A 17,664-nucleotide genomic window follows, 5' to 3' on the forward strand; every position below is an offset into this window, starting at 1 on the left:
TGGAGAAGGTCAGGAAGCGGGGACGACGACCGCGGCGATCATGCCCGGGCCGACGTGGGCGCCGAGGACGGCACCGAGCTCACCGACATGGACCTCGTCGGCGAGCTGGTCACCGAGCCGGTGGGCGATCTTCTCCGCGAGCACCTTGGCCCGGTCCGGACTCGCGAGGTGACCGACCGTCACGTGGACGCGCACGTCCTCGCCGAGGGCGTGCGCATGGGAGACCGCGAGCTCCTCCACGCGTGCGAGCGCCTTGCCCGCCGTGCGCACCTTCTCGAACGACTCGATCCTGCCCTCGTGGAAACGCAGCAGCGGCTTCACCGCCAGCGCCCCTCCGAGGAAGGCACCGACGGCGCTCACCCGGCCGCCACGGCGCAGGTACTCGAGGGTGTCGACGTAGAAGATCGTCTGGGACCCCTCGATGCTCCGCTTCGCGGCGTTGACCGCCTTGCGCACCGACCCACCGGCCGCGACGACCTCGGCGGCCGCACGCACCGCGTAGCCCAGCGCGAAGGCCGACTGCTCGCTGTCCAGGACGGTCACCTTGATGCCCCGGGCCGACACCTCGCGCGCCGCCAGCCGCGCGGACTCGACCGTGCCGCTCAGCTCACCGGAGAGGTGGATCGACAGCACCTCCGTCGCCCCGGCCGCAGCCGCCTTCTCGTAGGCCTCGACGAAGGTCGCCGGGTTGGGTCGGGACGTCGAGACCGGCGTCCACTCCTTCAGCGCGGTCGCGACCATGTCGGGCGTCGCCATGCCGTCGTCGTACACGGTCGCGCCGATGATCACCTGCACCGGCACGACGACGACGCCCAGCTCGGAGGCCTCCGACGGCGTCAGCGACGCCGTCGAGTCGGTCACCAGCGCGATGCGCCGCTCCTGAGCCTTGGCCATGCCCTGACGATAGACCCGGCGTCAGCCGGCGACGATGTTGACGAGCTTCGGCGCGCGGACGATCACCTTGCGGACCGTCTTGCCCTCGAGCGCACGCTGCACGTTGGCGTCGGCCAGCGCAGCGGCCTCCAGGTCGGCCTCGGAGATCGACGGGGACACCTCGAGACGGCCCCTGACCTTGCCCTGGATCTGCACGACCGCGGTCACGGTGTCGTCGACCAGCAGCGTCTCGTCCACGGTCGGCCAGGCGGCCTGGGCCACCGACGGCGCGTGGCCGAGCAGCTCCCACATCTCCTCCGCGGCGTACGGCGTCACGAGGGAGAGCAGGATCGCGACGGTCTCGACGGCCTCGCGCACGGCCGGGTCGGCCGGGCCGACCTCCGGGTTGTCGATCGCCTTGCGGGTGGCGTTGACCAGCTCCATCGTGCGCGCGACGACGACGTTGAAGCGGTGGCGCTCGAGCAGGTCGGCGCACTCGTGGACGGTCTTGTGGGTGACCCGTCGCAGCGGGACGTCACCACCGGTCGGGTCGGTGCCCGGCTCCGAGGTGACGTCGCCGGCGAGGCGCCAGGCGCGCTTGATGAACTTCAGCGATGCCTCGGGCGACACGTCTGCCCAGTCGATGTTGTCCTCCGGCGGGGACGCGAAGACCAGCGTGAGGCGCACGGCGTCGACGCCGAACTTCTCGATCTGCTCGCCGAGGTTGATGCCGTTGCCGAGCGACTTCGACATCTTCTTGCCGTTGTTGATCACCTTGCCCTGCGAGAGGTACGACGTGAACGGCTCGTCCCAGGTGATCAGCCCCATGTCGCGCAGCGCCTTGGTGAAGAAGCGCGCGTAGAGCAGGTGGAGCACCGCGTGCTCGTCGCCACCGAGGTAGAAGTCGACCGGGCCCCATGCCTCGGCGAGCGCCGGGTCGAAGGCCTGGGTGTCGTCGTTGGGTGACAGGTAGCGGAAGAAGTACCACGACGAGTCGACGAAGGTGTCCATCGTGTCGGTGTCGCGCTCGGCCGGACCGCCACAGACCGGACAGGCCACCTCGACCCACTCGCGGGCGGCGCCGAGCGGCGAGGTGCCCTTCGGCTTGAGGTCGGCTCCCTTGAGCTCGGGCAGGCGGACCGGCAGCTGGTCCTCGGGGACGGCGACCTCGCCGTCGACCGGGCAGTGGATGATCGGGATGGGCGCGCCCCAGTAGCGCTGGCGCGAGAGCAGCCAGTCGCGCAGGCGGTAGTTGACCGTGCCCTGGCCGTGGCCGCTCTCCTCGATCTTCGCGATCGCCGCGGAGATCTCGGCGGCCTTGTCGTAGGGCTGGTCCTCGGAGTAGACCTCGACGACCGGCAGGCCGAACTTCTCCGCGAACTCGCGGTCGCGCTCGTCGTGGGCCGGCACGGCCATGATCGCGCCGGTGCCGTAGTCGGCCAGCACGTAGTCGGAGGCCCAGACCGGGATCTGCTCGCCGGTCAGGGGGTTGGTCGCGGTGACACCCAGGTCGACACCCGTCTTCGGGCGGTCGGTCGCGAGACGGTCGATGTCGGAGGCCTTCTTGACCTCGTCGAGGTAGGCCTCGAGGGCCGGCCGCTGCTCGTCGGAAACCAGCGAGGCAGCGAGCTTGGCGTCTGCGGCGACGACCATGAAGGTCGCGCCGGGCAGCGTGTCAGGACGCGTGGTGAAGACGGTGATCGGCTCGTGGCCGGCCACCTCGAACGTCACGTGCGCACCCTCGGAGCGGCCGATCCAGTTGCGCTGGGCGTTGACCACCTTGGCGATCCAGGTGTCCTGCATGCCGTCGAGGCAGTCGAGCAGCTCCTGCGCGTACTGCGTGGTCTTGAAGTACCACTGCGTGAGCTCCTTCTTGGTCACCTCGGCGCCGCAGCGCTCGCAGGTGCCGTCGGCCAGGACCTGCTCGTTGGCGAGCACGGTCTGGTCGTTGGGGCACCAGTTGACCGGGGAGTTCTTGCGATAGGCCAGGCCCTGCTCGCGCAGCTTGAGGAAGAGCCACTGCGTCCACTTGTAGTACTCCGGGTCGGAGGTGTGGAGGCGGCGGGACCAGTCGAAGGCGAGGCCGTACTTCCTGAACGACTCGTACTGCGTCTCGATGTTCGCGTAGGTGTACGTCGAGGGGTGCTCGTCACGCTTGATGGCGGCGTTCTCCGCCGGCAGGCCGAAGGAGTCCCAGCCCATCGGGTTGAGCACCTCGAAACCGCGGAACTTCTTGTAGCGCGCGACGACGTCGTGCAGCGCCATCACCTCGGCGTGGCCCATGTGCAGGTCGCCGGAGGGGTACGGGAACATCGTCAGCGCGTAGTAGGTCGGCTTCTCGCCAGCCAGCGCGACGGCGTCGTCGGCACGGAAGAGGTCGAGGCCGTCCCAGCGCTCGAGCCACTTCGCCTGCACGGCCTCCACGTCGTACGTCGCGGCGTCCGGGGCGGACTCGTTGACGGAGGTGTTCTCGGGGCTCTGCGCAGGTGTCGACACGACGGGCGATCCTACCGGAGCAGCACCGTTGTGGCCGCGGCGCATGCGCGGGTGACACACGTGCCCCGCGCAGGCGACACCTGGTCACCACCGGGCGACACCGACCCCTACTGGGAAGTAGGGGTTGACAGCAGTCCCGGTCTAGACCTTGAGTGTGTCCCAGGTCACGGCGGGGCTTTCTCGGGCTCCCCTCCCTGCCCTTGCTTTGCATCACATGGGGTCTTTCAAAGCGAAGGGGAGAGCATGTTCGATCTGTCTGCAACGGCGCGTCGCTCGACGAGCGCCACGTCCTGGCGGAAGGGGCTGGCCGTGACAGCGGCCGCCACCCTCGCCGTCGCCGTCCCGGCACTGCCGGCGACGGCCGCGGGCACCAGCACCGAGCCCGGCAGCGCGTCTGCCAGTGTCCTCGAGGGCTATCTCGGGACCACACCGATCGCCGGCATGGCCTGGTCGGAGGCGTCACCGTCCACCAACCCCGGCCCCAACCGCAGCCAGCTCAACGCGAGCGCCGCAGGGGCCGTCATCAGGATCGCGGGGGTCGACGTTCCCCTCAGCGACGTCATCGACTTCGGCCAGGCCGGAGCCCTCTACTCCGAGTCCACGGCCACCAGCCCGTGGGACAACCACGCGATCTCGGGCGCCCTGTCGAGCGACGGGTCGATCACCCTCGACCGCACCGACGGCGGCTTCTCCCCCGTCACCGTCGACCTGCTGTCCGTGCTCAGGAAGGCCGGCGTCTCCGGCCTCACGAACAGCCTCGTCTCCCGCGCCGACTTCGAGCTCGGCATCGGAGGTGCGGAGCTAACCGCCCGCAACGGCCGGTTCCTCGACCCCGACGGCGTCGGCGGCGCGGGTCGCTACCGCGTCGCGCAGGCCGATCTCGACCTCGGCTCCCCGGCGATCAAGGGGGCGGCGGCGACGCTGTACGACGCCGCCGGCCGCATGCAGGCGGCGACCGAGGACAAGATCAACTCCCTGCTCGACAAGGGCGCCGTGGCGAGCAGGTTCCCGACCGGGACGACGGTCGACGCCCGCGTCCACGCCGACCTGCAGGACAAGATCTTCCGGGCGATCCTGGCGAAGCCGATCACGACCCGGAACCACATCATCACCGTCGACTTCTCCACGGGCACGATGACCGTGCACCTCGACCAGGCCCTGCACGGCCAGGAGACCGTCGACGGTCCCCTGCTGCCCGCCCAGGACGTCCGGCCCGGCGACCCGACCGGCCTCAACTCGCAGAACCCGAACACCGAGCTGGTCGACGACGAGCTCTACCCGATGGTCGCCGAGTCGATCCACGACCTGATGGACGAGGTCTACTCGATCGCCGTGGGCGTGGTGCTCGGCGCCGTCGACAGCTCCACCGTCGACTGGACGGCCACCTACCAGCCGACGCCCACGGATGGTGCAGTGGCCACGTGGACCACCAACCTCAAGGGTGACCTCTCCCGCCAGGCCTGCACGAGCACGGGGCCGCAGGGCGCAGCGTTCTGCGAGGGGGTCGGGGCGATCGAGCAGGCGTACGGCTGGAGCAGCGCCTTCCAGCCGATCCGCGACTACTGGACGGCCGACAACGCCGACCAGCTGTTCCGCCTGGCCGTCGACGACATCAAGACCGGGCTCATCACCGTCCCGGTCCGCAACGCACTGGCACCCTTCTTCGACGTCCTCGCGAAGGTCGTGTCGCTCCAGGTCAACCACCAGGACTCCGACACCTGCCTGCGGCCTGACGGCAGCAAGGGCGTCAGCAAGCTCCGCGTCTCCGCACTGAGCCTCGCCGTCCTCCGCTCCCAGAACGTGGCGACCATCAACCTCGGCAACGCCGGCACCAAGGTCGACGCGTGCAGCCCGGAGGCCTCGGCCACCGTCCTCGAGATCGCAGGCGGCGCCCGCAACCTCGCCGACGCCGCCTACTCGGAGGCCGACGCCCCGAGCAACCCGGGCCCGAACCGCAGCGGCGTCAATGCCAGCGTCCTCGGCAACCGCACGATCAGCCTGGGCGGCGCCCAGGTCCCGCTCGACCAGGTCATCGACTTCGGCCAGCTCGCGGCCCTGCTCTCGGAGTCGACCGCGACCAGCCCGCAGGACGCACGTGCCGTCACCGGGCTGGTTGGAGCCGACGGGTCGGTGTCGCTCGACAACACCGACGGCTCCACGCCCGCCCCGGCGTCGATCGACATGCTGTCGATCATGCGCAAGGCCGGCATGGACGGAGTGACCGACCTCGCGGTCGACCAGCTCCTGCTCAAGCTCGGCGTCAGCGGCTCCGAGCTCCAGGCCGTCAAGGGACAGCTCCTCGATCCTGACGGCGTCGGCGGCCCCGGTCGCTACCGCATCGGTCAGGCCGACCTCGACATGCACTCCCCGTTGGTCGCCAGCGCTGCGTCGTCGATCTACGACGGCGCCGGCCAGGTCGACCGTGCGGTCGAGAACACGCTGAACCCGCTGCTCGACCTGACCGCCCTGACCAACGCCCTGCCGGTCGGCACCAAGGTCACGGCCCGGGTCCGGTCGCACATGCAGGACAGCATCTTCAAGGCGATCGTGGCGCAGCCGCTCACCACGAAGAACCACGTCCTCACGGTCGACTTCTCCACCGGCAAGGTCACGGTGCACCTCGACCAGGCCCTGCACGGCGAGGAGACGATCGACGGTCCCCTCCTCGCGCCCCAGGTCAACCGTCCGGGCGACCCGACCGGCCTGAACTCGCAGAACCCGAACACCGAGCTGATCGACGACGAGATCTACCCGATGATCGCCGAGACGGTCCACGACCTCATGGAGGAGGTCTACACCGTCGTGATCAAGGCAATCGAGGGTTCGCTCGCCAGCGTGACGGTCGACCTCACCGCGACGCTGGAACCGGTGCCCGGCCAGAGCGCCACGGCGACGTGGAGCGTCAACCTGATGGGGACGCCCACCGCGCCGACCTGCACCGCAGTCGGCATCACGGGACCGCTGCTCTGCAAGACGCTGGCCGCCGCGATCACCCTGGCAGGCCCGACCGTCACGAAGCTCGCCACGGTCCTGCACGACTACGTGACCAGCGACGCCGGTCACCAGGTCTTCGCCCTCGCGATCGACGACATCAAGACCGGGCTCATCACGATCCCGATCCGCAAGGCCCTCGACCCGGTCCTCCAGATCGTCGACAAGGGCTTCTCGATCCAGGTCAACCACCAGCAGAAGGGCACCTGCGCCGACGGCAGCACCGGCTCGATGGACCTCTCTGCACTGAGCGTGGCGGTCCTCCGTCCGCAGGCGGGACCGCGGATCAACTTCGCCAACACCCGGCTCCACCTGGGCTGCTGACGAACGAACGACGACGGGGCCGCCTCCTCCCGGAGGCGGCCCCGTCGGCTGTCCGCTGCGGGAGGCTGGGGCCTCAGGCCTTCGCGGGCACGCCGGTCGCCTTGCGCAGCACGGCGTCGAGCACCGGCGTGGGCGTCGTGCCGCTGAGGGCGACCTGGGCCTTGGGACCGAGGCCGACGACGTAGCGGGCGCGGGGGCTGCGCGACGTGATCGCCTTCTCGATGGCGCGGGCGACCTTGTCCGCGGGGACGGCGAGCTTCTGCGAGAGCGGGATCATCCTGCGGAATCCGGCCAGGTGCGGGCGGTAGAGCTCCTGCGCGGCCGGCGACATGCTGGCGATGGCCGCGTCCAGGTCGGCGTCGGCGTTGTGCCAGATGTCGGTCGAGACCTGCGCGGGCTCGACCAGGGAGACCCGGATCCCCCACGAACGCAGCTCCATGCGCAGCGCATCGGCGGCACCCTCGAGCGCGAACTTCGAGGCGTTGTAGGCACCGGTCAGCGGGGTGGCGACGCGACCGCTGAGCGAGGACGTGAAGACGATCCGGCCGCGGGAGGCGCGCAGCTGCGGGAGCAGGGCCTGGGTGACCGCGAGGTGGCCGATCAGGTTGATCTCCATCTGCTCGCGCAGGGTCTCGACAGGGAGGCCCTCGAGGGGGCCGAGCTTCGCGACGCCGGCGTTGTTGACCAGGGCGTCGAGCGTGGTCACCTCGGCGGCCACGCGGGCGATCTGGGCCGCGTCGGTGATGTCGAGGAGGACCGGGGTGATGCGGGAGTCGAGGGCGGCGAGCTCGGCGCCGTCCTCCTCCCGCCGGACGCCGGCGAGGACGTCCCAGCCGGCAGCGGCGAGACGGAGGGACGTGGTGCGGCCGATGCCGCGCGAGGCGCCGGTGACGAGAACGGTGGGCATGGGCGGACTCTAGGCGAGCAGGAGCGGCATCGCCTCACGCAGGCGCAGGACCAGGGCGCGCGAGGCGTTCTCGTCGCCCTGGAAGTGCTCCTGCAGCGCACGCTGGAAGAGCCCGTCGACGAGGGCGTACGCCGTGGCCGCCTCGACCCGGAGGCGCCGGCCGGAGAGGCGGGCGTAGGTGTCGAGCACGCGGACCACCATGGCCTCGATGAGGGCGTCGATCTCGGCGAGCGCGGCCCCGTCGACGGAGCCGAACCACCCCTGCGTGCGGACGTCGTACCAGAGGCGGTGGAGGCGGCCGTCGGTCAGGAGCGAGTCGACCAGCCGGTCCTCGAACGCGGCGAGCACGCCGGCCGCCGTGGTGACACCCTCGAGCGCTGCGTCGTAGCGCTCGACGCAGGCGGTCTTGAAGAGCCGGACCGCCTCCAGGATGAGGCTCGACTTGTCCTTGAAGTAGTAGTGCAGGACCCCGTGCGAGTACGACGAGCGCTGGGCGATGTCGCGGATGCCGGTGTTGGCGTAGCCGCTCTCGCTGAGCACCTCCAGCGCCGACTGGGCGAGGTGCGTGCGGCGGTCGCCGACGCGCGCAACGGTCATGCGGCCACCACCCCTTGAATCCCCGAAGTCGGACAAATCTAACGGCGCGACGGGCCACTCCGCCGGGGAATGGGAGCATTCCTCCGGACCGCCACAGAACCCCTTCCCCGATTGACATGTTCGAACATCTGTTCGAACATGGAGGAGTGACAGCAGCCCTCGATCTGGCCCCCGAGCCGGGCACCTCCCGGGTCCCCGACCTGGCCGCCCTGCGCGCCCGGATCCGGCGCCTCGAGGGGTCCGAGTCGCCCGGCGACGTGATCGGCTTCGGGGTGCCCGAGGCGCTGCGGGCCGCGCTCCCGGGCGGGCTCCGGGCCGGGGCGACCTATGCCGCGACGGGCTCGCTGACCCTGGCCCTGATGCTGCTCGCCGAGGCCTGCTCGCAGGGCGCCTGGAGCGCCGTCGTCGGCCTGCCCGACCTCGGCCTCGAGGTGGCCTCCCGGATGGGTCTCGACCTCGACCGCACGCTCGTCGTCCCGGCTCCGGGCGAGCAGTGGGCGACCGTGGTCGCCGCGCTGGCCGAGATCGTCCCGGTCGTGCTGGCCCGACCGGTCCGCCTCGTGCCGACGGAGGCCGCCCGCCTGACCGCACGCCTGCGCGAGCGCGGCTGCACCCTGCTCCTGACCGAGGAGCCGCCCTCGACCTGGCCGGCCCTGCAGGCGACCCTGCATGCCTCCCCCGCCGGCTGGCGCGGGCTGGGCTCCGGTCATGGCTGCCTGCTGCAGCGCAGGCTCGCCGTCGAGGTCCGCCAGCGCACCGGCCGCACCTCCCGCCACCACCTGGAGGTGTCATGACGCCCCCGGAGGTCCGGCGCAGCCTGGCCCTCTGGTGCCCCGACTGGTCGCTGCTGGCCACCCGCACCGGGCACGGGCTCGACCCTGACGTGGCACTCGCCCTCCTGGAGAAGGGCAGGGTCGTCGCCCGCTCGGCGGCCGCCGACGCCGAGGGCGTGACCGTCGGGCTGCGGATGCGCGAGGCACAGGCGCGGTGCCCCGGCATCACCCTGCTCCCCCACGACCCTCTGCGTGACGCGCGTGCTTTCGAGCCGGTCGTCCGGGCCGTCGACGAGGTCATCCCCGGCGTCGACGTGCGCCGGCCCGGGCTCGTCGCCGTCCACGTCGCGGGGGCGGCCCGCTACTACGGGGGCGAGCAGGTCGCGGCCCGGGCGCTGGCCGACCAGGTGCGGGGCGTCGCCGGGCTGGTCGACGTCCGCATCGGCATCGCCGACGGCATCCACGCCGCCGAGCTCGCCGCGCAGGCGACGACAGCCGCCGTGCCCCTCCGGGTCGTGCCGACCGGTGCGTCAGCGGCGTTCCTCGCCGCGCTGCCGCTCGACGTCCTGGCCAACCTCCCCGGCGCAGGACCCGAGCTCGTGACACTGCTCAAGCGCCTCGGGCTGACCACCCTGGGCGACTTCGCCGCCCTGCCCGGCTCCTCGGTGCGGGCCCGGTTCGGCGTGCCGGGCATGCAGGCCCACGACCTGGCCCGCGGCCGTGAGGTGGCGCCGGTGCGCGCCGCTGCCGCTCCTCCCGACCTGACCCGCCACGTCGTCTTCGAGCCCGGGCTCGAGCGGGTCGACCAGGTCGCGTTCGGCTGCCGCACGATGGCGGAGGAGTTCATCGCCACCCTGACCGCTCGGCAGCTGGTCTGCTCGCAGGTCCAGGTGAGCGTCTTCACCGACGATGACGACACCGGGCGGGCCCACAGCGACCAGGTCTGGACCCATCCCCGCCACTTCAGCTCGACCGAGGTCGTCGACCGGATCCGGTGGCAGCTCCAGGGGGCGGCCGCCTCCGCACTGACCGCCCCGACCACGCGTCACGGCGCTGTCGTCCGGGTCGAGGTCGCGCCGCTCGCCCTCGACGACGCGGCCGCCCACGCAGGCGGGCTGTGGCGTGACGGGCCGGCCGACCGGATCCACCACACCGCCACCCGCCTGCAGGGTCGCCTCGGCCACGACGGCGTCCTGACTGCGGCCATCGGCGGCGGTCGGCTGCTCGCCGAGCGCACCCAGCTGCGCCCGTGGGGCGAGGCTGCCCCCACGGCCGCTGCCCGCAAAGCCGACCAGCCCTGGCCGGGCAGCCTGCCCGGGCTCGCACCGACCCTCGTCTACGACGAGCCGGTGCCGGTGCGGCTCCTCGACGCCGCACGCGCACTCGTGCGCATCGGGAGTCGTGGCGACCTCTCCAGCGACCCGGTCTGGCTCGACCCGGGCCCCCTCGGCGACGGCCTGCGACGGGTGACCGCCTGGGCCGGTCCCTGGCCGATCCGGCAGCGCTGGTGGGACCCGTCCGAGACCCGACGTGTCGACCGCGTGCAGCTCGTCGACGACCACGACCAGGCCTGGCTGCTGCTCTACGAGCAGCTCTCCCCCGACGAGGCCGAGCCCTGGTCGGTCGAAGGGCGCTACGACTGATGGGCCAGGAGTAATGGGCTGGAGCAACCCGCCTATCTCCTGGAAGGAGATGGAGCGGATCCACAGTGGTCGCCCTGCCAAGCCTCCGGTCAACGGGCGCGACGAGGCACCGGTCTCGCGCAAGCGCCAGCCGTTCCGCGCCCCTGTGGTCGAGCAGGTGGTCTCGACGACGCGCTACGCCGAGCTGCACGCACACTCGCACTACAGCTTCCTCGATGGTGCCTCCTCCCCGGAGGAGCTGGTCATCGAGGCAGCACGGTTGGGCCTGCACGGGCTCGCCCTCACCGACCACGACGGGATGTACGGCGTGGTCCGTTTCGCCGAGGCCGCCGAGGCCTACCCCGACCTCCAGACGATCTACGGCGTCGAGGTCTCCCTCGGGTTGCCCTCGCCCCAACAGGGCGTGGCTGATCCGGTCGGCGACCACCTGGTCCTCCTCGCCCGGGGCCAGGACGGTTACCACCGGCTCGCCGGCGCCCTCACCGATGCGCACCTCGCCATGGGCGCGGAGAAGGGGCGCCCCGTCTACGACCTCGCCGGCCTGGCCTCGTCCACCCAGGGGAAGGTCATGGCACTCACCGCCTGCCGCAAGGGCGCGGTCCGACGGGCCCTCACCTCTGCCACCGATGCCACCGCAGGCGAGAGGGCCGCGGAGCGTGAGCTGGCCCGGCTGCGGGAGCTCTTCGGCCGCGACGGCGTGGCGGTCGAGCTGCTCGACCACGGGCAGCCGCTCGACTCCCTCCACAACGACGCCCTCGCGCGGGTCGCCGCCCGGCTCGGCCTGCCCACGGTCGCCACCACCGGCGCTCACTACGCCACGCCTGCGCGGCATCCGCTCGCGACCGCCCTGGCCGCCGTACGTGCCCGGCGCAGCCTCGACGAGCTCGACGGCTGGCTGCCCGGCGGCGACGGTGCCCACCTGCGCAGCGGCGACGAGATGGCGCGCCGGTTCCGCCGCTACCCGGGCGCGGTCGAGCGCACGGCGGAGATCGCCGACGACCTGGCGTTCCCCCTCCGCAAGGCGAAGCCCGGCCTGCCGAGGCTCGACCTGCCCGGTGGCCAGACGCCGATGGAGCGGCTGCGCGAGCTCGCCTGGGAGGGCGCGGAGAAGCGCTACCCGGGCTACGGCGAGGAGGTCCGCGAGCGGCTGGAGAAGGAGCTCGCGGTCATCGAGCTGAAGGACTTCCCCGGCTACTTCCTCATCGTCCACGACATCGTCCAGGAGGCCCGGCGCCGCGGGATCCTCTGCCAGGGGCGCGGCTCGGCGGCCAACTCTGCGCTCTGCTACGTCCTCGAGATCACGTCGGTCGACTCGATCTTCTACGGGCTGCCGTTCGAGCGGTTCCTCTCCCACCTGCGCGACGAGGAGCCCGACATCGACGTCGACTTCGACTCCGACCGGCGCGAGGAGATCATCCAGTACGTCTACGGGAAGTACGGCCGCCGCAATGCCGCGCAGGTCGCCAACGTCATCACCTACCGCCCGAAGAACGCCGTGCGCGACATGGCGAAGGCGCTCGGCTTCTCCCCCGGCCAGCAGGACGCCTGGTCGAAGTCGATCGACTCCTGGGGCCACGTCGCCGTCGATGACGCGAGCATCCCCCGGCAGGTCGTCGACCTGGCACAGGAGGTGCTCACCTTCCCGCGGCACCTCGGCATCCATTCCGGCGGCATGGTGCTGACCGACCGGCCGATCGGCGAGGTCTGCCCGATCGAGCCGGCCCGCATGGAGAAGCGCACCGTCCTGCAGTGGGACAAGGACGACTGCGCGTGGATGGGGCTGGTGAAGTTCGACCTGCTGGGCCTCGGCATGCTCGCCGCCCTGCAGTACTCCTTCGACCTGGTCGCCGAGCACCTCGGCGAGCACTGGACGATCGAGACGCTGCCACGCGAGGAGCAGGGGGTCTACGACATGCTCTGCCGCGCCGACTCGATCGGTGTCTTCCAGGTCGAGTCGCGTGCCCAGATGGGCACGCTCCCCCGGCTCAAGCCACGCTGCTTCTACGACCTGGTCATCGAGGTCGCCCTGATCCGGCCCGGCCCGATCCAGGGCGGCGCGGTGCACCCCTACCTGCGCCGCCGCCAGGGTGAGCCGTGGGAGTACGACCACCCGCTGCTGAAGCCCGTCCTCGAGCGGACGCTCGGCATCCCGCTCTTCCAGGAGCAGCTGATGCAGATGGCCGTGGCGGTGGGCGGCTGCGACCACGCCGATGCCGACATGCTGCGTCGCGCGATGGGGTCCAAGCGGGGCGTCGTCCGGATCGAGGCTCTCAAGGACCGGCTCTTCGCGGGCATGCGCAGCAACGGTCTCTCCGAGGAGAAGGCTGCGGAGATCTACGAGAAGATCCAGGCCTTCGCCAACTTCGGCTTCGCCGAGTCGCACTCGATCTCGTTCTCGGTGCTGGTCTACGCGAGCTCGTGGATGAAGCTGCACTACCCGGCGGCGTTCCTGGCGTCGTTGCTGCGCGCCCAGCCGATGGGCTTCTACTCACCCCAGTCGCTCGCGGCCGACGCCCGTCGCCACGGCGTGACGGTGCTCGGTCCCTCGCTCGACCTGTCGGGCGTGCACGCGGGGCTCGAGCGCCTCCCGTCGTACGACGGACACCACGGCCGTCCCGAGTGCCTGAGCTTCGAGCAGCCTCCTGTCGGCGAGTTCGACCGGCGTGCTCCCGACACGACGACCAGCCACCACCGCGACCTCGGCTGGGGCGTGCGGCTCGGACTGGCCGACGTCACCCAGATCGGCGTGGAGGTGGCGCAGCGGATCGTCGCCGCGCGCGATGCCGGCGGTCCGTTCCGCGACCAGGCGGACCTTGCCCGCCGGGTGGACCTGACCACGACCCAGCTCGAGGCCCTGGCGATGGCGGGCGCCTTCTCCGAGCACCGGCGCCAGGACCTCTGGGCCTCCCGCGAGGCCTCCGCCCTCTCGCCGGGCCAGCTCGACCTCGGCGGTCTCAGCTACCAGCCACCCCTGCTGCCGATGCTGACCGAGGCCGAGCAGCTCGTGCAGGACCTGGCCACGACCGGCCTCTCCCCGGGCGACCATCCCCTGCGCCACCTGCGGGCCGGGCTCGACGAGCGGGGCGTCGTGCCGATCGTCGAGGTCGGCGCGATCGAGTCGGGGCGCCGCATCGAGGTCGCCGGCCTGGTCACGCACCGCCAGCGACCCGGCACCGCCGGCGGCGTCACGTTCCTCAACCTCGAGGACGAGACGGGCCTGCTCAACGTGGTCGTCTCCCCCGGCGCCTGGGCGCGCTACCGCCGGGTGGCGCGGACGTCGGCGGCCCTCGTCGTACGCGGGATCCTGCAGCACACCCAGGACGGGGTGCTCAACCTCGTCGCCGACCGGTGCGAGCAGCTGATCGTCCGCGCATCACCGAAGTCACGCGACTTCCGCTAGCCGTCAACAGGGCCTGATTGCCGCGCCACCCCGGCGGGACGACACTGGCCCCGTGACAGCGTCGCCCCTGCCCGTCGCCATCGTGACGGTCGCGCTGGCGTTCTGGGCCTGGTGCCTGGTCGACCTCGTGCGCACCGACGACCGTGACGTGCGCGGCCCGGCGAAGCCGATGTGGCTGGCCATCGTGCTCCTCGGCAGCACGGTGGGTGCCCTGTGCTGGTACACGCTCGGCCGTCCGGCGACCCGGCGGCAGTGACGTCGTGCTCAGGTCAGCAGCACCGTGAGCTGGCCGGTGAGCCACGCCTCGTACTCGGACGAGGTCCACCCCGAGCGACGCACGAGCCGGTCGTAGGCGTCCGGCGCGTTGAGCGCCCACACCGCATCCACGAGCCGGGCGAAGCCGCGCTCACCGACCACGTGCTCGGGCAGGCCGAGCCGCGTCCGGAGGCCCGTCATCGCCTGCGTCGTCCCCGTGTAGCGCTCCCGCTCGATGGTCGCCACGAAGTCCGCGAGCGACGCGTCGGCACCGTGAGCGAGCAGGGCGCCGAGCAGCGGCGCGACCCGCTCGAGGACCACCCGCACCCAGGCCGCATAGGCGGCCACGAACGCGCTCCGGTCGGTCGCGGCGAACAGCGCCTGGAACTCCGGCCGGTCGCTCATCGCGACCTCGGCCTCATCGCCGGCGAGCAGCCGGTCGTAGACGGCCTTGACCACCGCCGGCTTGCCGCCGACCGAGTTGTACACCGTCTGCGGGCTGACCCCTGCCGCTGCCGCGAGGGAGGCGACCGTCATCGCCGCGTAGCCGCCGTCGAGGAGCAGCCCGAGCGCGGTGTCGAGGATCTGCCCTCGGGTCACCAGGGCGCGCTCAGCACGGCCGGTGTTGTCGTAGGCCCTTGCCACGACACCTCCATTTGCTTAGATTGGAATTCCAATGGAATCACGTTCCAGTCAGGAGACTACGCCATGAACCCCGCCCGCAGCGCTGCCCTCGCCGTCTTCGACGCGATCAACGACCGCGACCTCTCCCGGCTCGACGAGCTCGTCACCGACGACTTCGTCGACCACGGCTCGCCGTTCCCGCTCCCCCCGGGCCCCGAGGGCTACCGGATGATCCTCGGCTTCGTGACCGGCGTCCTCCAGATCCGCTACGACCTCGAGGACGTCCTCGAGACCGAGGACCGGGTCGTCATCCGCGCCACGGCGCACGGCGTCGGCGTGGACGCCGTGCACGGCGAGGGCGCAGCCGGCGGCAGCTACGCGATGCCCACGGTGCACGTCTACCGGACCGAGGGCGACCGTCTGGCGGAGCACTGGGGCGTCCGCGACGAGTACGGCGCCCGCATCCAGCTGGGCACCATCGCCCCGCCGGACCCCGCCGCCCTGAGCGCGGTGCTCACGCCAGCCCGGTGACCCTGTCGCCCGATCCGTCACGCAGGTGCAGGATCCGCCACTCGCCGATCCGCGCCACCTGGACGTACCCGGCCCGCAGCACGGGCGCTGCGAGCGACGGGTCGATCGCCCACGACGTCAGGCCGTAGCGTCCGGTCACGACCCAGGTCGGGCGGTCGGGGCCGGACAGCACGTCGCGCAGCTCCTCCAGGCGCGGGTCACGCACCCGCACGGGCAGGCTCCACAGGTGGCTGTACGGACTGCGCAGCCCGGCTTCCCGCAGGATCTGCGACTGGCCGTAGGCGACCAGGCCGGTGTCTCCCGGCCGGTCGTGCTGGGCCAGCCACGAGGCGACCTCCGCCGTACCGGCCGGCTCGTGGGCGCCACGCTCCACGGCGTGCACCGTGCTGAGGGCGACGGAGGCAGCGACGACGGCGAGGGCAGCGGCGTACGAGACCACGGGCGTACGCCGGGCGCGCGCGACGCCGCGGGCGACGACCAGCACCGTGCCCGGCACGGTGCCGATCAGGTAGTGCAGCCAGTAGCTCCCGCCAGCCACCACCCCGAACGCCTCCCAGCCGAGCAGGCCGACTGCCATCCAGCCCAGCGGCGGGCCCGCCGCGCGGCCCGCACGCGCACCCCGCAGCGCGGCGACCGCCAGCAGGACCGGAACGCCGCTCCACAGCCAGGCCAGCGCGAGCACGTGCGCCCGCTCCGCGGTGTGGTGCGACGCCTCGGTGGCGATCACGGCTGCCGCCTGCAGGCGGAACGTCACGACGGCGTCCCAGATCCCTGCCGGCGAGGTGCCGTGCAGCCAGGCGATGCCCAGCACGAACCCGAGGACGCCCGCCGCACCTGCGACCAGCGCTGCCAGGGCGGCGAGGGCGTGGGACCGCGAACGCTGTACGGCCTGCCAGGCGATCACGACGCCGGCGACGACGAAGACGTCGACGACGTTCTGCTTCACCAGGGCCGCCGCCATCGCGGCGGCACCCGCACCGGCCCACCAGAGCGGCGACCCGCACGTGCGCGAGGCCCGGATCAGGCAGCACAGCCCCGCCAGCACGAAGGGCACCGCGAGCAGCTCGCCGTTGACCTGCATGCCTCCGAACAGGGAGGCATCGAGCAGCAGCAGCGCCGTCGCCGCGGCCGCCACGGGCCCGAGCCGTCGCGGCGTCAGCTGGCGCGCCAGCCCGGCCGCGAGGGCGACCGAGACCATCACCACCAGCAGACCGAGAAGCCGCAGCGACACCGTCCCCCCGTGCAGCGCGGCGATCCGGTACAGCGCGACCAGCAGCGGCGGCCGGTCGACCCAGTAGTCGCCGTACAGCGACGAGCCGGGGTGCCACTGTCCGGCGACGGTCAGGAAGCCCGCCTCGTCCGGAGTGAGCGGACGGTGCAGGAACGGCAGGCGCACGAGGCCTGCGAGCAGCACGAGCCCCACCACGAGGGCGTACCGGCGCACCCACGCGCGGAGCTCCCCGGCACGCCACCGCGCGATCAGGGTGACCGCCTCGAGGGCGACGGCAGGGCTCATCTTCGACGCACCGGCCACCCGCTCTACGAAGGTGATCGGCTCCTCGGCGACACGCAGGCCGGCACGTTCGGACCGCCAGGTGTTCTCCACCTGGAAGCCATACCCGTCGGCACTGCTGCGCAGCACGCCCGCCGAGTCCAGCGCGGCGGCGCGCCAGGCACGGAAGCCCGCGGTGGAGTCCTTCGTGCGCAGCCACAGCACGGAACGGGCGTAGGTGTTGGCACCCGCCGACAGCACCCTGCGGCGCAGCGGCCAGTTCTCCGTGCGACCCCCGCGCACGTAGCGCGAGCCGATGACGAGGTCGTGCGTGGCCAGGCCCGCGAGCATCGCCGGGAGCGCGGAGACCGGGTGCGAGCCGTCGGCGTCCATCTGGACGACCAGGTCGTAGCCGTCCTCGAGAGCCCGCGCGAAACCGGCCCGGTAGGCGGCTCCGAGCCCGTCCTTCGCGGTCCGCGGGAGCAGCCCCAGCCAGACGCCGTACGCCGGGTGGTGCCGCACGAGGTCAGCGGTGCCGTCGGGGCTGCCGTCGTCGACGACGAGCACATCGAGGGTGGTGCCCTCGGGGAGCGACGTGCGGACATCGGCGATGGCGGAGAGCAGTACCGGCAGCGACTCGGACTCGTTGTAGGTGGGGACCACGACGACAGCGCGGCTGGTCCCCGCGGAGTGAGTCGCGAGGCCCCGGGAGCGCGCGGTCGTCGTGGTCATGCCTCGAACGTAGGAAGCGCGACCTT

At 72.0% G+C, this 17,664-nt stretch carries 12 protein-coding genes; 6 read left to right on the forward strand and 6 right to left on the reverse strand.

All coding sequences use genetic code 11. The features are described 5' to 3' along the window. Nucleotides 1-9: 9 nt before the first annotated feature. Nucleotides 10-894: a DegV family protein gene (locus Q5722_RS02415; protein WP_305026617.1), complete on the reverse strand. Its 885-nt coding sequence runs from the start codon at nt 892-894 to the stop codon at nt 10-12. Between the two features lie 21 nt (nt 895-915). Next, a complete protein-coding gene (gene leuS, locus Q5722_RS02420; protein ID WP_305026618.1) occupies nt 916-3,369 on the reverse strand; it encodes a leucine--tRNA ligase in 2,454 nt (817 codons plus the stop codon). Nucleotides 3,370-3,612: 243 nt separating this feature from the next. Here leuS and Q5722_RS02425 point away from each other — a divergent pair, with 243 nt between their 5' ends. Next, complete coding sequence (locus Q5722_RS02425) at nt 3,613-6,684, forward strand: choice-of-anchor G family protein (protein WP_305026619.1); 3,072 nt, start codon at nt 3,613-3,615, stop codon at nt 6,682-6,684. Nucleotides 6,685-6,757: 73 nt separating this feature from the next. Here the strand turns inward: Q5722_RS02425 and Q5722_RS02430 are convergent, their stop codons facing one another. Both Q5722_RS02430 and Q5722_RS02435 read right to left on the reverse strand, forming a co-directional pair. Further along, nucleotides 6,758-7,591, reverse strand: coding sequence for an SDR family oxidoreductase (locus Q5722_RS02430; RefSeq protein ID WP_305026620.1), 834 nt, complete (start codon nt 7,589-7,591; stop codon nt 6,758-6,760). A 9-nt stretch (nt 7,592-7,600) separates the two neighbouring features. After that, on the reverse strand, nt 7,601-8,188 hold the full coding sequence (locus Q5722_RS02435) for a TetR/AcrR family transcriptional regulator (RefSeq protein WP_305026621.1): 588 nt from the start codon (nt 8,186-8,188) through the stop codon (nt 7,601-7,603). Nucleotides 8,189-8,334: 146 nt separating this feature from the next. Here Q5722_RS02435 and imuA' point away from each other — a divergent pair, with 146 nt between their 5' ends. From imuA' to Q5722_RS02455, 4 genes are read left to right on the forward strand one after another with little or no spacing between them, the layout of a single operon-like run. After that, complete coding sequence (gene imuA', locus Q5722_RS02440) at nt 8,335-8,982, forward strand: DnaE2-dependent mutagenesis accessory factor ImuA' (protein WP_305026622.1); 648 nt, start codon at nt 8,335-8,337, stop codon at nt 8,980-8,982. Further along, nucleotides 8,979-10,604: a DNA polymerase Y family protein gene (locus Q5722_RS02445; RefSeq protein ID WP_305026623.1), complete on the forward strand. Its 1,626-nt coding sequence runs from the start codon at nt 8,979-8,981 to the stop codon at nt 10,602-10,604. Before imuA' ends, Q5722_RS02445 begins: the two co-directional genes overlap by 4 nt. Nucleotides 10,605-10,617: 13 nt before the next feature. Then, the gene (locus Q5722_RS02450) at nt 10,618-14,004 is read left to right on the forward strand and encodes an error-prone DNA polymerase (protein ID WP_305026624.1); all 3,387 of its coding nucleotides are present in this window, start codon (nt 10,618-10,620) and stop codon (nt 14,002-14,004) included. Between the two features lie 52 nt (nt 14,005-14,056). Further along, nucleotides 14,057-14,260 (forward strand): PLD nuclease N-terminal domain-containing protein, encoded by a 204-nt coding sequence (locus tag Q5722_RS02455; protein ID WP_305026625.1) that lies wholly within the window; start codon nt 14,057-14,059, stop codon nt 14,258-14,260. An 8-nt stretch (nt 14,261-14,268) separates the two neighbouring features. Here the strand turns inward: Q5722_RS02455 and Q5722_RS02460 are convergent, their stop codons facing one another. Further along, nucleotides 14,269-14,904, reverse strand: coding sequence for a TetR/AcrR family transcriptional regulator (locus Q5722_RS02460; RefSeq protein WP_305026626.1), 636 nt, complete (start codon nt 14,902-14,904; stop codon nt 14,269-14,271). A 63-nt stretch (nt 14,905-14,967) separates the two neighbouring features. Between Q5722_RS02460 and Q5722_RS02465 the strand changes: the two genes are divergently transcribed. After that, nucleotides 14,968-15,414, forward strand: coding sequence for an ester cyclase (locus Q5722_RS02465; protein WP_305026627.1), 447 nt, complete (start codon nt 14,968-14,970; stop codon nt 15,412-15,414). On the opposite strand, the gene Q5722_RS02470 is transcribed toward Q5722_RS02465, so the two are convergent. Then, nucleotides 15,398-17,638, reverse strand: coding sequence for a polyprenol monophosphomannose synthase (locus Q5722_RS02470; RefSeq protein ID WP_305026628.1), 2,241 nt, complete (start codon nt 17,636-17,638; stop codon nt 15,398-15,400). The genes Q5722_RS02465 and Q5722_RS02470 overlap by 17 nt on opposite strands. Nucleotides 17,639-17,664 lie beyond the last annotated feature (26 nt).

Source organism: Nocardioides jiangxiensis (assembly GCF_030580915.1).
GTDB lineage: Bacteria > Actinomycetota > Actinomycetes > Propionibacteriales > Nocardioidaceae > Nocardioides > Nocardioides jiangxiensis.

Excerpts from the sequence above, each read along its gene's own strand:
- Q5722_RS02415 (WP_305026617.1), bottom strand. The coding sequence starts at position 894 with ATGGCCAAGGCTCAGGAGCGGCGCATCGCGCTGGTGACCGACTCGACG.
- Q5722_RS02425 (WP_305026619.1), top strand. The coding sequence starts at position 3,613 with ATGTTCGATCTGTCTGCAACGGCGCGTCGCTCGACGAGCGCCACGTCC.
- Q5722_RS02430 (WP_305026620.1), bottom strand. The coding sequence starts at position 7,591 with ATGCCCACCGTTCTCGTCACCGGCGCCTCGCGCGGCATCGGCCGCACC.
- Q5722_RS02435 (WP_305026621.1), bottom strand. The coding sequence starts at position 8,188 with ATGACCGTTGCGCGCGTCGGCGACCGCCGCACGCACCTCGCCCAGTCG.
- Q5722_RS02445 (WP_305026623.1), top strand. The coding sequence starts at position 8,979 with ATGACGCCCCCGGAGGTCCGGCGCAGCCTGGCCCTCTGGTGCCCCGAC.
- Q5722_RS02450 (WP_305026624.1), top strand. The coding sequence starts at position 10,618 with ATGGGCTGGAGCAACCCGCCTATCTCCTGGAAGGAGATGGAGCGGATC.
- Q5722_RS02465 (WP_305026627.1), top strand. The coding sequence starts at position 14,968 with ATGAACCCCGCCCGCAGCGCTGCCCTCGCCGTCTTCGACGCGATCAAC.
- Q5722_RS02470 (WP_305026628.1), bottom strand. The coding sequence starts at position 17,638 with ATGACCACGACGACCGCGCGCTCCCGGGGCCTCGCGACTCACTCCGCG.